The sequence below is a fragment of the Campylobacter sp. 2018MI10 genome (genome assembly GCF_018501175.1).
Classification (GTDB): Bacteria; Campylobacterota; Campylobacteria; order Campylobacterales; family Campylobacteraceae; genus Campylobacter_E.
Window position 1 is genome coordinate 87,755 of record NZ_JAHCZD010000007.1, and the last position, 15,429, is coordinate 103,183.

Sequence of the window (15,429 nt, forward strand, 5' to 3'; positions counted from 1 at the left end):
ATTTAAAAAGGATTTAAATTCCTTAAAAATTAGAATAAATTATATATCTTCTTAGCCATTTCATTCTCAAGTATAGGTAATACTTCTTCAAGCTTAATATTTCTTTGTTTTGCTTTTGCATTAATTATTGTTGAGTTTTCAATGAAATCACTTTCGTAATTTTGAGATTTTGAATTGTTTTGTAATTTTAAAGATGAATTTGAATTTTTTATATCATAATTATTGTTTTGATTAATTAAGGAATTTAAAAAGGATTTAAATTCCTTAAAAATTAGAATAAATTATATATCTTCTTAGCCATTTCATTCTCAAGTATAGGTAATACTTCTTCAAGCTTAATATTTCTTTGTTTTGCTTTTGCATTAATTATTGTTGAGTTTTCAATGAAATCACTTTCGTAATTTTGAGATTTTGAATTGTTTTGTAATTTTAAAGATGAATTTGAATTTTTTATATCATAATTATTGTTTTGATTGATGACCTTATTTGCACTTCTTTGCTTAATATTAACATCAGCTTTTAATTCTATTGTATATTCTTCGCCGGTAATATTATTTATAATAGAACTTGCAAAACTTTTATTATTAGCAAAAGCAGCAAATGCTGGATTAATTGATTTTAAAGCATCTTGCTTTAATTCTTCTTCGCTTTTTTTAGAGCATTCAACAATATTAGTGCTTACAATAAAAGTAGCATTAGTAGGTTCATTTAATATTGTATAGCCTTTATTTTTTAATCCTTCAATCAGTTTTGATTCAATATTTACATTACAATCACTAGTATTTTTTGCAAATACAAATATACTTTTTTTGCTTTTAGCAACTGGTTCAATAAAAATACTATTATTTAATTTAGTATCAAGCTCTAAAGAATTACTAGCACAAGCACCAAACATCAAACCAACACCAACAATACTTAAAATTGTCTTTTTCATAAAAGTTCTCCTAAAATAAATTAAACTTTTATTATATGGGGGGGGGTTCTTAATATAAGCTTAAAATTTATTTTAATAAATAGTTTTTTAAAGATATGATTAAATTAGATTTATAAAATGAAGTTAATAAAATAATTTAGGAATTTAAATAATAAAAAGCTCCAAAATTGGAGCTTTTAAAAGTGGTATTACATCATACCAGGCATTCCGCCCATACCACCCATACCGCCACCCATTGGCATTTCAGGTTTATCTTCTTTAATATCGCTTATTGTAGCTTCTGTTGTAAGTAGCATTGAAGCAACGCTTACAGCATTTTGTAATGCTACACGCTCAACTTTAACAGGGTCAATTATTCCTGCTTCATACATATCTACATATTCGCCACTTGCAGCATCAAATCCTTTGTTTTCATCTTTGCAAGTTTCAATTGTATTTACGATAACTCCTGCATCAAATCCTGCATTTTCTGCAATTTGGCGAATTGGAGCTTTGATTGCACGGCGAACGATATTTGCACCGATTAACTCATCGCCTTCAAGATTTAGATTAATTCTATTTGTAGCGTGAATTAGTGCAGCACCACCACCAATTACTATACCTTCTTCAACAGCAGCTTTAGTTGCACTTAGTGCATCATCAACTCTGTCTTTTTTCTCTTTCATTTCAGTTTCAGTTGCAGCACCAACTTTAATAACAGCAACACCACCACTTAATTTTGCTAAACGCTCTTGTAATTTTTCTCTATCATAATCGCTTGTAGTTTCAGCAATTTGAGCTTTGATTTGATTAATTCTTGCATTAATTGCGTCTTTGCTACCTGCACCATTTACTATTGTAGTATTGTCTTTATCAATTACGATTGAACTAGCACTTCCTAAATCAGCTGCGTTTGCACTTTCAAGTGTTCTTCCCATTTCTTCGCAAATTACCGTTCCACCTGTTAAGATTGCAATATCTTCAAGCATTGCTTTTCTTCTATCGCCAAAACCAGGAGCTTTAACTGCAGCTATATTTAAAATTCCTCTTAATTTATTTACAACTAAAGTTGCTAATGCTTCGCCTTCAATATCTTCAGCAATGATTAAAAGTGGGCGACCATTTTTTTGTGCAGTTTCAAGCACAGGTAAAATGTCTTTTAGATTTGTGATTTTTTTATCATAAAGTAAAATTAATGGATTGCTTAATTCACAATTCATTTTATCAGTATTTGTGATAAAGTATGGACTTAGATAACCTCTATCAAATTGCATACCTTCAACAACGCTTAATTCATCATTGATTGATTTTGCTTCTTCAACTGTGATAACGCCATCTTTGCCTACTTTTTCCATAGCATCTGCGATTAATTGTCCGATTTTTTCATCGCTATTTGCTGAAATTGTAGCAACTTGTGCGATTTGCTTTCTATTTCCTGCAACTGGTTTTGCTAAAGCTTTTAGTTCAGCTATAATTGCTTCGCAAGCTTTATCCATACCACGCTTAACTTCAATTGGATTTGCACCAGCTGTTATATTTCTTAAACCTTCTTTAAAAATTGCGTGAGCTAAAACGGTTGCAGTTGTAGTTCCATCTCCTGCTTGATCAGCAGTTTTACTTGCAACTTCTCTTACTAAACTAGCACCCATATTTTCTAAAGTGTCTTTTAATTCAACTTCTTTTGCAACGCTAACACCATCTTTTGTAATAGTTGGAGCACCAAAACTTTTTTGAATTAATACATTTCTGCCACGAGGCCCCATTGTAACTTTTACAGCGTCACTTAATTTTTTAACGCCTTCATATAATTTATTTCTAGCTTCGTCTGAATAAAAAATTTCTTTTGCCATCTAAATCTCCTTATAAAATTCCTAAAATATCTTCAAAACTTAAAATTAAATATGTTTCATTATCAATTTTTAATTCGCTACCTGCGTATTTACCAAATACTACTTTATCGCCGATTTTAATATCGCTAATTTCTTTAGCAACTGCTACAACTTCGCCTTGTTGTGGTTTTTCTTTAGCATTGTCAGGTATAATAATTCCTGAAGCTGTTGTTTTTGTTTCATTTGCGCATTTGATTAATACACGCTTATTTAGTGGAGTAAAATTCATTTTTTCTTCCTTTCTTGTGGTTTATCACTCTAATTCTTTGAGTGCTAAATTATAATTAAAATAAGTTAATCAAATCACTAAATGATAAAAAATAACTAAAGAAACTTTAGTGAAAATAGCTCAAGTTTATTTATGAAAAAAACGAAAGGTTGTATTATGAAAAAAGTTATTTATTCGCTCCTTGCTTTGATTTTAATAATTGTTATAGGGGCTTATTGTGTGTTATTTACAAGTTTTGGAAATAATTTCGTAAAAAATATAGCAGAGAAAAAAATCAATGAAAATTCAAACATAGCAGTTAAAATTGAAGAATTTGAATTGAGATTTTCAACTATTAATTTAAAAGTTTTAGTTAATGGAATGCTTGAAGCAGCAGTTAATGGAGATTTTTCACTATTATCTCGCAATCTTAATATAAATTATGAATTAAATGGAAAAAACTTAGAAACCCTAAAAATCACCGACCCTTTAAACATTAAAGGCAATATAAATGGTAGTTTTAATAATTTTAACATAGATGGAAAAGGTGTTATTTTTACTAGCCCACTTACACTCGATGCAAATATAAAAGATTATTTTCCAACCAAGTTAAATCTTAATGCTAATAATTTAGATATAGAAAAATTAAGCAAAATCGCAAATGTTGATTATGCAAGTGGATTTATCAACCTAAATGCAAATGTTGATGAATTTGATAAAGATAAACTTGACGCAAAAGCATTAATTAATATTTATTCAGAACTTAAGCTAAAACCAAGTATCACAAAAGAATTTGGAATTGACATTTCAAGATTTGGTAAGGTTATAATTGATTCTAAAAATACTTATAAAGCTAATGAAATTACTCCAAATATCAATGTAAAATCAAATATTTTAAATATTACAAGTGATTTTAAACCTATAAATCTTAATAAATTAGAAGTTCAAGGGCAATTAGTTACAAGCCTTACTGAATTAGCTTTCATAAATCCTAATTTAAATTCTGATTTGAAAATCACTTCGCAAATTGATTTTAAAAATAAACTAGCAAATATAAATTCTATAGTTGGTGGTAAAAATATAAATGCAAAAGATTTAAAAATCACTCACGATTTATCTAATAGCAAAACTGCAATTAATACTGATTTAAGAGCTAACGCAGGACTTTTAAAACTTAGTGGCGATGAGATAATAAATCTTAAAGCTAGTGCTAATTTAGATAAAAATGGTTTAGAAAATGCGAATGTAAATGGTTTATTATTAGGTGCAAAATCAGATATAAAAATGGGTAGAAATGATTTAGTAGCTAATATTGAAGGTCTAAAATCTCTAGCTTTATTAGGCTTATTAAATCAAGATAAAATGTTAGATGCAAATATTAATATAAACGCAAAATTAAGCGATTTAAAAAACCTAATAGGCTCGGCAAATCTTAATATAAACGGAAAAACAATCCCAAGTTATTTCAAAAAAGAATATGATTTAGAGATTAATTCAAAAGTATTAGCAAACGCTGATATTAAGCTAAATGGTGCTGATAATATCAGTTTTGACGCTAAATTAAATACTGATTTAGTAGATAGTTTTAATGCAAATGGTAATTACAAAAAAGGCGTAGCAAACGCAAATTATGATGCGAGTGCAAATCTAGCTAATTTTAATGCTTTACTTAATAAAAATATGAGCGGAAATGTAAAAGTTGATGGGAATTTAACTTTTGATAAGATATTAAATCTTACTTTAAACTCAAAAGAATTCTTTGGCGGTTCATTAGCTGCTAAGCTAAATGGGGATAAATTTAACGCTAATTTAACTAGCGTAGCTTTAGATAATCTTGCAAAATCTTTTGATTTAATTGATATTTATAAGGCAAATATCAATGGGAATTTAGATTATGATTTAAAAAATGCTAATGGAAAATTAGTTGCAAATCTTGGAAAAGGACATTTAAAATATCACAAAACTATAAAATTAATTAATACGATTTTAAATACTGATATTACCCAAGTTATTTTTGATAAAGGCGATGTATTAGTAAATATTAATAAAAATCTAATTGATTATAATGCAAAAATTAGTGCAACAAGTGCAAAAATTGAAGTAAATAATGGAACATATAATACTCTTACAAAAAGTATCAATGCACCTGCTCTTGTAGCATTTAATAATAATGAAATTAAAGGAACATTTTCAGGTGTAAATGATGATGTTAAATTCATTCCTGATGCAAAAAATACTATAGAAAATGCTGTAAAAGTATTAGATAAAATAACAGGCAAAAATAATGGTGAAAAAATAAATGAAACATTAAAACCTGCTGAAAATCTTATTAAAGGATTATTTGGAGGTAAAAAATGATTGCAAGATATTCAAACCCTGAAATGTCAAGTATTTGGAGTGAAGAAGCTAAATTTAATGCTTGGCTAGAAGTTGAGCTTGCAACTTGCAAGGCGTTTAATAAAATAGGTGTAATTCCTAATGAAGATTTAGAAAAACTATATAAAAATGCTAAGTTTGATATAGCAAAAATAAAAGAAATAGAAGAGCAAACCAAACACGATGTAATAGCATTTACAAGAGCATTATCACTTAATTTAGGCGATGAGAGAAAATGGGTTCATTATGGACTAACAAGCACTGATGTAGTAGATACTGCACAAGCAATTCAACTAAAAAAAGCAAATGAAATAATAAAAGCTAATTTAGAAAATCTTTTAGATATTTTAAAAGAAAAAGCAAATCTTTATAAATATACTCCACAAATAGGAAGAACTCACGGAGTTCATGCAGAGCTTACTACCACTGGGCTAAAGTTTGCTTATTTTTACGAAGAAATCAAAAGAAATTATGAGCGTTTTATAAACGCTAGTGAAGAGATTAGAGTAGGAAAAATTAGCGGTGCGGTAGGCACTTATGCAAATGTTCCACTAGAAGTAGAGCTTGATATTTGTAAAGAGCTTGGATTAAATGTAGCAAATATCAGCACTCAAGTTTTACCTAGAGATTTGCACGCAAATTACATAAGCGTGTGTGCGTTGATTGCAAGTGCACTAGAAAGATTTGCTACAGAGATTAGACACCTTGCAAAAACTGAATGCGTAGAAATGCTTGAATATTTTAGTGAAAATCAAAAAGGTAGCTCTGCAATGCCACATAAGAAAAATCCAATAGGAAGTGAGAATATTTGTGGTCTTAGCCGTGTGATTAGGGGGTATTTAATAACTGCTTATGAAAACATAAATCTATGGCACGAGCGTGATATTAGCCACTCAAGTGCAGAGCGAATTATGCTTCCTGATGTAACGATTTTGCTTGATTATATGCTAAAAAGATTTAGTTCTATTGTAAAAAATCTTATGATTTATCCTGAAAATATGAAAAGTAATTTAGATAAATCTTATGGATTAATCTTCTCTCAACAAGTGCTTTTAGCCCTTATTCAAAAGGGTTTAAGTCGTGAGATGGCGTATGATTTAGTGCAAGGACTAACTAAAAAGGCTTGGAGCGAAAAGCTTCAGTTTAAAGAATTATTAAAAAATAGCAAAGAAATTTGCGAAATCTTAAGCACCGAAGAGATTGAAAATGCTTTTTTAGTTGATTATCATCTTAAAAATATTGATAAGATTTATGAGCGTTTGGGATTGTAAAAAATAATAGGAATTTCAATTCCTATTATTTATCTCATTTTAAAACCAATTTTTTAGCTTTATTTGTTTATTTAATAGCTTTTAATAATTCTTTATATATATTCTTCTAAATATAATTTATGAATTATTATTTTTCATTCCTATCTCTTACTTGCTTCATTTAATAAAAAGCTTAACTATGCTTACACTTAAAATATATTCATTACTTTTATCATCATAAAAATACAAAAATTTAAAAAATATATATTTTGCTTAATCATTTAAATGATATTATATAAAAAATATATTTGTATTAAGGATATGATATGAAAGTAGAAGAAATAAAAACATTTTGTAAAGAAAACAATCTAACCTACAAAGAATTAGCAGAAAAAATTGGAATGAGTGAAGGGAGTTTAAGAATTGCAATTGCTACAAATAGAATAAGCACAAGAACCATAGCTGCTATGAATTTGCTAAAAAAAGTTTATAAACTAGAAAATGAATTAAAAGATTTCAGAAAATTAAAAGAAATCCTATCAAACTAACAATATTAAAAAACTTTTACAAATAATCTTAGAATTTAAATTCCACTAAAAGATTAAACCAGCATTTAGCTGGTTTAAATTAGATTTTAAATTTACCCAATTCTTCATCAAGTTTAATAGTCATCTTAGATAAATGCTCACTTGCTCCTGCTACTTCTTCTACGCTTCTAGCATTTGAATTAGCGATTTTGTTAATTTGCTCAATTTGAGTTATAACACTACGAATAGTCTTAGCTATATCTTTATATTCATTTACGCTATTTTTATTAGCACTAATGCTTGTTTGAACGATTAAAGAGTTTTCATTAACCACTTCTTCTAATTGAACACTAGATTTTGAAATATTTGAAATATCTTGAGCGTTCTTTTCCATTTCTCCACACGCATCATTTACTGATTGAACTACCACACCTATTGTTGTATTTATTTCTGCAAGGCTTTTTTGCGTTCTTTCAGCTAATTTTCTAACCTCATCAGCAACCACAGCAAATCCACGACCATGCTCACCCGCACGAGCTGCTTCAATAGCTGCATTTAATGCTAATAAATTAGTTTGGTCTGCTATATCGTTTATAACATTTAAGATATTTTTAACTTCTTCTGTGTGTTGGCTAGTTTGATTTAATTTATTTGATAATTCAGTAGTTTGTAAAGATTGATTTTCTAATACTGAAACAAGTTTTAATATTTGATTTTTAATAATATCTAAATTATCACTAGCTGTTTCAAGTTGTTTTGAACTCTCTTCGGCGTGTTCAACGGTAGCATCTATATCTTTTAATATAGCTTCTCCTGCCTTAGTAGCACAACCTATTATTGTAGTTTCTTCTTCTACTTGTTTACCTACTGCTAGTGAAGTTGAGCTTAATTCTTGAGCTACACTTGCATTTTCTGTTGAAGTTGATTTTGAATTAGCGATTAAAGTTTGGATTTTTTGTATAAAAGTATTTACATGCTTTCCTATTTGAGCTATTTCATCATTACCATTAATCGCAACTCTTTTTGTTAAATCACCTTCACCTACTGCTAAATCTTTCATCATTAAGCCTAGTCTATCAAATGGTCTAAACAAATAAACTAAAACCAATATAACAATACCAATAGTAACCACAATAGCTAAAACACTTGCGATTATTAGCGTTTTAAACTGATTGCTAACATCTTTAAATGCTATTTCTTTATTTATCGCAGCAGCAACTTTCCAGCCAGTTTCAGGAATAGTGCTAAAATCCATAATTTGATTTACTCCATTTAATTCAAATTCTAATTTTCCACTATTTTTTGAATACATTTCATCAAGCATTGGTTTTAAATCAGGAAATACTTCTACTAATTTTTTACCTATTAATTGTTGGTCAGGATAACCAATAATCATTCCATAATTATCTAAAACATATAAAGCTCCACCTTCAATTCCAGCATTTTTAGAAAAATCAGAAACTTTATCTAAAGTAACATCAGCACCTAAAGCACCTTTAAAATTAGAATTTGTATCATAAGTTGGAGAAACTACTGACATAACTAATTTTTTAGTTTGAGCGTCTTCATAAACATCGGTTACAAAAGTTTTATTTAATTGTTTTGCTTGTTTATACCAACCTCTTTGAGTTGCATCAAAAGGTGCTTTCCAGCCTGTGCCATCATACATAGAGCCATCTTCAAACGCTAAAAATACCATAGGAGAATTTAAAACCCTAGTTTCATTTTCTAAGTAAGGCACAAAAGCTTCTTTAGAATTTGAATCAAACTTAGATAAAGTTTTAGCAGTCTCTTTAATGCTTTGCTCTGTTATGCTAATGAAATTTTGAATGTAATTTAAATTCTTATCTACAATATCATCTAAATAGCGTTCAATATTAGCAGATATAGTTTTGCTACTAGTGCTATAACTAATGTAGGTTAGAGCCGAGTATCCAACGACTAATAACACAATTAATGTTAAATAAATTTTATTTTTAAAACTCATTTTTTTCCTTTTTTTATTAAAAATTCGGCGAGATACTAACACAAAAAATATAATAAAAATATAATTAATTGATAAATATAATTAAAATATTTATAGGTATTTGAGTAGTTTTTACACAAAAACTAGATAATTTTTCTCCTAATTACTATTTGTAACACTTCTTTAAGTCTTAATAGCTAAGATTTTTAAATCTTTTCAAAAAGGAATTAAATTGCAAGAATTATTAAAAAATTTATGGAATGATGAATTAGGAAATCTTGATTTTAACTATGAAGAAAATATTTTTAATCCCGAACTTGCCGCATTAATTTTATGTGCTAATGAATTAAATTATAAAGAATTATTAAATCTAAAAACATACAAACAATACCTAAATACTGATAGTTTTTTTGAGCTTAAAATGAAGCAAATTGCTGTTTTAAATTCTATTCACAATAATCTTTTAAATCCACTTGAAATAATCTTTTATCTTGAAAAATTAAAATTATTAAAAATAAAAGAAAATATCTTCACTTATCTTCAAAATACAAAAATAAATTCATCAAAAGAATTTAATAATAATTTTAAAAAAAGCCAAGATAAACTTGAAAATATTTATAAAAATTTACAACAAATTCTAAGCAATGAGCTTAAAGATAAGCTTGATGAGTTTTATACTCAATTAATTAGCAAAGATTATAAAATAGCTTTTAGCGGGATATTTAACGCAGGAAAAAGTAGCCTAATAAATGCTTTATTAAATCAAGATTTTTTAGGTGTATCAAATGCACCTGAAACAGCAAATCTTAGTGTAATTAGCTATGATGAAAATGAAAAAATAAAAGTAAATTTTTATAATGAAGCAGAATTTAATGCCTTAAAAACTCAAGCTAGTTTGAATGAAGAATTAAATAAAATCTTTAATATTGATTTTGTTGAGCATAAAAGCGTTGAAGTAAAAATAAACGAATTATACGATTATACAAGTGCAAATTCTAGCATAAGTATTTTTGTAAAAGATATTGAAATCCATCTAAACAACGAGTATTTAAAAAATAAAATAAATATAATAGATACTCCTGGTCTTGATGATGTAGTAATTAGTAGAGAACAAAAAAGCTTAGAGTTTTTAAAAACTGCTAATTGTGTTTTATACCTTATGACTTGCACTCAAGCACTTAGCATTAAAGATTTAGAATTTTTAACAAGTTTTGCTAAAAATAATCCTAATTCAAAGCTAGTTTTAGTGCTTACAAAAAGTGATTTAATAAGTATTGATGAGCAAATTAAATTAAAAGAATATGTCAAAAATCGCTTTAACAATGAGCTTAAAAACCTAGATATTACACCTAATTATGAGCTATTTTGCGTAAGTGCTAGTGAATTTAAAAAAGACAATTCAAAAGGTGAAATAAATGCTTTAAAAGCCTATTTAAATGATGTTTGCTTTAATTCTACTAGCTCACAAGAATTTATAAATAGCATTAGCGAAAAATTTAAAAATCTAATTGATTTAGAAATTACGCTTTTAACCAATATAAACAATTCTTTAAAGCTAGATAAAAACGAATATATGAAAAATATAGAAAATCTACAAAACGAAAATGCCAAAAAGCTAGCCTTAAAACAAGAACTTGAAATATTGCTAAATGAATACTTAAATAAAGACTACAAAATCCAAGCACACGAATTAAGCTTTTTAGCAAAAAATCAAGCTGCTAGGATTTTTGATGAATTAAATTATGACAAAAATTACTCAAACGAAAAGGTAAGAAATGTAATTTTTCAAGGTTTTAAAGATTTATTAAATGGGCTTAACTCAAGTATGAGTAATAAATTCTTAAACGATTTTAATGAAATTAAAGCAAAGCTAAATATTACTAAAGATTGTGAAATTATTTTTGATAAAAATAAATTACAAGAAATATTTGAAGAATTTGAAAAAATCATAAATAAACTTGATTTGCTAAGTGATAAAAGTGAAAATGCAATCAATAATAAATTAAATGCGATTTATTTAAATATCAATCTTAATTTTTTTAATTTTAGCGAACAAAAAAAATTAGCTAATGAGTTTTTGAAAAATGAATTTTTTAGTATTTATCACATTGAAAAAATCAATATAAATGAATTTAACGATGAAAATCTATTGAGCTTAAATACACAAAAAATAGAAAAATTATTAGAAATAAAAGAGAATTTAAAATGATAAAAAGTGTCTTAAAAGAATATAATGAAAAATATAATATAAGTTATGAAAAAGGCTTTTTAGGAGATTTAAAAACCTTAAAAAACACTCTAAAAAATCCTAATTTAATGCTTAGTAATAAACTAATTAATAATATTGATAATTTATGTAAGCATTATAATCTACCATTGCAAGTTGGTGTGATAGGACAATTTAGTTCAGGTAAAAGCTCACTTTTAAATCTGCTTTTTAAAAAAGATATTTTAGCTACAGGAGCAAGACCTGTTAGCGTTGTTGCTACTTATATTAATTATGGTTTAAATGATTTAGTTTTAGCAGAATTTGAAAACGGCTTAAGCGAACTTACAAACAATATTGTAAATGACCAAAATGAAGAACTAAATGGGCTTAAAAGTATTAATATTTTTACAAATAACGAGCTTTTAAAAGATATTACATTAATTGATACTCCAGGACTAAATGCAAATACTACTGATGAAGAATTTTCTAAAAATTTATTTAATTCTTTTGATGCTTTAATTTGGCTAAGTTTAGCTGAAAGTGCTGGTAAAGCTAGTGAAGAAAAGGCTATTAAAGAATTAAAACCAAATATAAAAAAGATTTGTCTAATTAATCAAAAAGATAAATTAAACGAAGCCGAGCAATTAAGATTAAAGAATTATTTAAATGAAGTTTTTGCTAAGTATTTTGAAAAAATTGAGCTAATTTCTTGCAAACAAGCAAGTGAAAATAATCCTGATTCAAATATTTCGGCCTTTTATGATTTTTTAAAAAATCTAAATAAAACAAGCATTAAAGAAGATAATATAAAAGCTTCTTTAAAAACATTAAATAATGAGCTTTTAGGAATTATTAGCGAGATTAAACTAAGCCTTGAAGAATTAGAGTGTAAAATTAAAAATTATTTAGAAATACTTGCAAAAAATGAATTTGATTATAGTGGCTTTAATGATGAGATTTTAAATGCTTTAAAGAGTATAGCAAGGACGATTGCTAATGAATTTATGACTAATTTTAAGGTAAAAAATGCTTATTTTTATACCCAAAATGATGGGGTATTTCATAAAAATTGCTTTAATAAAAACGAATATTCATACAAAACTTTAAATCCTGATGATACATTTTTAAGTATTTTTTACAACAAAGATACGATTAATAAGCAATTTTTAAAAATTAGAAAAGAAATAAACGAGCAATTTTTAAACCTTTTAGATAATTTTCACAAGCCTTTAAAAGAATTTAAAAATGCTTTAAATATTGCTAAAACAAAAGAATTAGATAAAAACTACAATGACCTTGTAAATGCTGATTTTTACGCAATAGCAGATGATTTTTATAAAGCATTAGATGAGCTTATTATAAATGATTATGAAAAGGCTTTAAATAATTATGAGCTTAAATTAAATAAGCTTTTTGAAAAAATAAATATAAAAGCATTAAATAATTACGAAAACGCAGCTAAATTAAGCCTATCATTTTTTTATGAAAAAATTAATGCAAGTCGTGAATTTTATGAGCTAGATAGCAAACAATTTAAGCTTTATTTGCCTAGTGAAAATGAAATTTATCAAAGATTGCTTACTGATTGTAGTTTTTTTGAATTTGAAGAACTATTGATAAATAAAAAAGAAATCATAAAATTAAAAAATGAATATCTAAACGAGTTAAATACAATACTGCTAAAACATACAAAAAGCCTAGATAATAGGCAAATTAAATTAAATAATATTAAAGATATTATTTCAAATTCTTTTTTAACTTTTGACATATAAAAGACCTTTTAAGTATAAATATTTAATATTTATACTTAAATTTTCAATGTATTATTTTATATATTTATGACTATAAAAGATAAAAAATACTAATATTTAGGCTAAATGCTTAATTATTAAAATTATTTTAATTAAAAAAACTAATTAAATAACCTAAAAAATTTACCTTTATTTTTCTTTTTAATGTAATATAAATGTAATAAATATAGTAGGTGGTAAAATGAAAGATTACATTAGAGCTATTGAAATATTAAAAGAACTTGAAACACTACTTGAAAATGATAGTGTATTTTTGCAGAGTGAAGAAGATAGAATTAATGATGAAAAATTTATCAAAAAAGTAGCCAAAGATTTCCCAAATACTCCTTACGAACAAATAAAACAAGAAATAATCACACTATTAACCACACAATGCAACGAGCAATATATTATGTATCATAATAAAAGATATTTATTACTAACTCCAAGTTTAAATGTAATAACATATATTTTTGGATGTGTAAATAAAGATAAAATTCAAAATCCTAAACATATTGATTTTGAAAATGATGAAACTACTAATTATTTAAATATTTGCATAGATATTGCTAGGAAATGTAGTGAAGAAATAAAATATAGAAATGATAAATTAAGAAGTTTATTAGGAGAATTAGGTCAAATCTAACTCCCCTAAAAATTATTATTTTCCTTGAACTGCTTTATCGTAAGTATCTTTAACTAATTTATGTGCTGCAGAAGTATTTACATATTTTAAAATATCAGAATCTACGTTATGATTAGCTCCATTTATCTTAAAATTGCCTTTTAATATAGCTCCAACTTTATCAGCCTTCACTGCAAAATTATAATCATTATTGCTATCGCCTACTGTTAGTGTATAACCTGAATTTACATCTCTAATACTATTTATATTAAATTTTTGAGAATGTTTAACATCTTGAACCCTACCATCAACTCTTTTAACATAGGTAGCATCTCCGATATTTTTATCAAAAGTTACTCTAAAAATATTTCCATACCCACCATCATATACTACATAACTATCTACTTCTTGCTTAGCGGGATTTAATTTAATTGAGCTTCCACTACCTGCATAAAAATATTCCTTATCTTCATCAGCACCTAAATATTTACTTTTATAAGTATCTTTATATTTATCAAATTCATTAGAAAAGTATTGAAATCTATTTTGCGGGTCTAATTGAGTATCCATCAAACTAGAAATTACACTTCCAAAATTAATTTCTGCTTTATTTTTATCTGCTTTTAAAGCAAAATCTTGATTTTTAATGCCATTAGAAGCATTTGCTTGTATATTATAAGTAGATGAGCCGTTAATAGGTGATATGGTTTTGTTATATACATCATAAGTTTGCTTATCATAAGAACTTCCTGAACTCTTTGCGTTTTCGTAATATATTTGATTTGCATATTTAAAATCAGCATAAAGTTTTTTAGCTTCATATGCATCTGCATAATAATAAGCAATAGATGAATTTTTAAGATTTAACTGCATTGCAGCTTTATTTGAACCATAATAAAATACCTTATTTAAATCTGATACATTGAAATAATCCTTATTTTTTTCAAATAATGTATTTGTAAAATTACCCCACTCTTTATCTATAGCATTATAATTAGAATTTGTGCTTGTGTCTTTTAACATAGAAAAACTATCATCTAAAATATTTGCTTCTAATTTTTCTTTATTAGCAGTATAACTTACTTTTCCATCATTAGCACTAAATTTTAAATCGCTATATCCATCTAAACCACTAATTGTAGTATCTGTTAAACTATATGAAAAATCTTCAACACTATTAGCATCATTTGTAGTTTTTAATATGTTTAGCTGATTATTTGTAACGCTAATTTTTTTAAAATCTGTAATATTATTACCGCTTTTAGTATTACTAAGGATATTTAAACTACCTTTTTTCACATTAAGCTCTGCAGCGTCTTGTCTAACATCGCCACTTCTTAGGCTAGTATTTGATGAATAATAATAGTTTTTATTGTCTGCATTTGAAAAATATTTATTATAAACAGGCTCACTAGGAACTATTGGCATATCTGGTTTATTTGTGTCATTATTATTATTTTCTTCATCTTCTTTATTATTATCAGAATTTTCATCATCTTCTTTTTCTAATAAAGCCACTACTTTATTATTAATTTCTTCTTTAATTTCAATTTGCTCACTAGTTTGTAAAGTATTTTTAGAATTTGAATTAGTGTTTTCAGCTTTAATATCACTACTTAAAGTAATACTTGTTACTTTATTAGTATTTGTAGTGCTTTGTTTATCTTCTTGTTTTT

General features: G+C 26.4%; 11 protein-coding genes and 1 pseudogene. 6 read left to right on the forward strand and 6 right to left on the reverse strand.

What is annotated here, in order from left to right; translation table 11 throughout:
* Positions 1 to 271: 271 nt before the first annotated feature.
* The 3 genes from traT to groES form a co-directional block, all read right to left on the reverse strand.
* On the reverse strand, positions 272 to 934 hold the full coding sequence (gene traT, locus KJR01_RS04690; protein ID WP_214117498.1) for a complement resistance protein TraT: 663 nt from the start codon (positions 932 to 934) through the stop codon (positions 272 to 274).
* A gap of 188 nt (positions 935 to 1,122) precedes the next feature.
* Positions 1,123 to 2,763 (reverse strand): chaperonin GroEL, encoded by a 1,641-nt coding sequence (gene groL / locus KJR01_RS04695; protein ID WP_214117499.1) that lies wholly within the window; start codon positions 2,761 to 2,763, stop codon positions 1,123 to 1,125.
* Positions 2,764 to 2,773: 10 nt separating this feature from the next.
* A complete protein-coding gene (gene groES, locus KJR01_RS04700; protein ID WP_214117500.1) occupies positions 2,774 to 3,031 on the reverse strand; it encodes a co-chaperone GroES in 258 nt (85 codons plus the stop codon).
* Positions 3,032 to 3,187: 156 nt separating this feature from the next.
* Here groES and KJR01_RS04705 point away from each other — a divergent pair, with 156 nt between their 5' ends.
* The 3 genes from KJR01_RS04705 to KJR01_RS04715 all read left to right on the forward strand — a co-directional run bounded on the left by KJR01_RS04705 (position 3,188) and on the right by KJR01_RS04715 (position 7,184).
* The gene (locus KJR01_RS04705) at positions 3,188 to 5,368 is read left to right on the forward strand and encodes a translocation/assembly module TamB domain-containing protein (RefSeq protein ID WP_214117501.1); all 2,181 of its coding nucleotides are present in this window, start codon (positions 3,188 to 3,190) and stop codon (positions 5,366 to 5,368) included.
* Entirely contained in the window at positions 5,365 to 6,657 is a 1,293-nt protein-coding gene (gene purB / locus KJR01_RS04710) for an adenylosuccinate lyase (RefSeq protein ID WP_214117502.1), read from the forward strand. The genes KJR01_RS04705 and purB overlap by 4 nt, the downstream gene beginning before the upstream one ends.
* A 305-nt stretch (positions 6,658 to 6,962) precedes the next feature.
* Entirely contained in the window at positions 6,963 to 7,184 is a 222-nt protein-coding gene (locus KJR01_RS04715) for a helix-turn-helix domain-containing protein (protein ID WP_214117503.1), read from the forward strand.
* 79 nt (positions 7,185 to 7,263) lie between these two features.
* Here the strand turns inward: KJR01_RS04715 and KJR01_RS10560 are convergent, their stop codons facing one another.
* Complete coding sequence (locus KJR01_RS10560; RefSeq protein ID WP_502756449.1) at positions 7,264 to 8,148, reverse strand: methyl-accepting chemotaxis protein; 885 nt, start codon at positions 8,146 to 8,148, stop codon at positions 7,264 to 7,266.
* Positions 8,122 to 9,150 (reverse strand): annotated as a pseudogene (locus tag KJR01_RS10565) (cache domain-containing protein); the annotation flags it as partial. The gene KJR01_RS10560 and the pseudogene KJR01_RS10565, both read right to left, overlap by 27 nt.
* Positions 9,151 to 9,361: 211 nt before the next feature.
* On the opposite strand from KJR01_RS10565, the gene KJR01_RS04725 reads away from it, so the two are divergent.
* The 3 genes from KJR01_RS04725 (at position 9,362) to KJR01_RS04735 (ending at position 13,774) form a co-directional block, all read left to right on the forward strand.
* On the forward strand, positions 9,362 to 11,338 hold the full coding sequence (locus tag KJR01_RS04725) for a dynamin family protein (protein WP_214117505.1): 1,977 nt from the start codon (positions 9,362 to 9,364) through the stop codon (positions 11,336 to 11,338).
* Positions 11,335 to 13,110, forward strand: a complete 1,776-nt coding sequence (locus KJR01_RS04730; RefSeq protein WP_214117506.1) for a dynamin family protein — start codon at positions 11,335 to 11,337, stop codon at positions 13,108 to 13,110. Before KJR01_RS04725 ends, KJR01_RS04730 begins: the two co-directional genes overlap by 4 nt.
* A 220-nt stretch (positions 13,111 to 13,330) precedes the next feature.
* Positions 13,331 to 13,774: a hypothetical protein gene (locus KJR01_RS04735; RefSeq protein WP_214117507.1), complete on the forward strand. Its 444-nt coding sequence runs from the start codon at positions 13,331 to 13,333 to the stop codon at positions 13,772 to 13,774.
* A 15-nt stretch (positions 13,775 to 13,789) separates the two neighbouring features.
* Here KJR01_RS04735 and KJR01_RS04740 read toward each other — a convergent pair.
* Positions 13,790 to 15,429 (reverse strand): hypothetical protein (locus KJR01_RS04740; RefSeq protein WP_214117508.1); only part of this gene is annotated, 1,640 nt, incomplete at its 5' end.

What these genes read in the sequence shown, in the direction of transcription:
- KJR01_RS04705 (WP_214117501.1), top strand. Translation starts at nt 3,188, where the DNA reads ATGAAAAAAGTTATTTATTCGCTCCTTGCTTTGATTTTAATAATTGTT.
- KJR01_RS04715 (WP_214117503.1), top strand. Translation starts at nt 6,963, where the DNA reads ATGAAAGTAGAAGAAATAAAAACATTTTGTAAAGAAAACAATCTAACC.
- KJR01_RS04730 (WP_214117506.1), top strand. Translation starts at nt 11,335, where the DNA reads ATGATAAAAAGTGTCTTAAAAGAATATAATGAAAAATATAATATAAGT.
- purB (WP_214117502.1), top strand. Translation starts at nt 5,365, where the DNA reads ATGATTGCAAGATATTCAAACCCTGAAATGTCAAGTATTTGGAGTGAA.
- groL (WP_214117499.1), bottom strand. Translation starts at nt 2,763, where the DNA reads ATGGCAAAAGAAATTTTTTATTCAGACGAAGCTAGAAATAAATTATAT.
- groES (WP_214117500.1), bottom strand. Translation starts at nt 3,031, where the DNA reads ATGAATTTTACTCCACTAAATAAGCGTGTATTAATCAAATGCGCAAAT.
- KJR01_RS04735 (WP_214117507.1), top strand. Translation starts at nt 13,331, where the DNA reads ATGAAAGATTACATTAGAGCTATTGAAATATTAAAAGAACTTGAAACA.
- traT (WP_214117498.1), bottom strand. Translation starts at nt 934, where the DNA reads ATGAAAAAGACAATTTTAAGTATTGTTGGTGTTGGTTTGATGTTTGGT.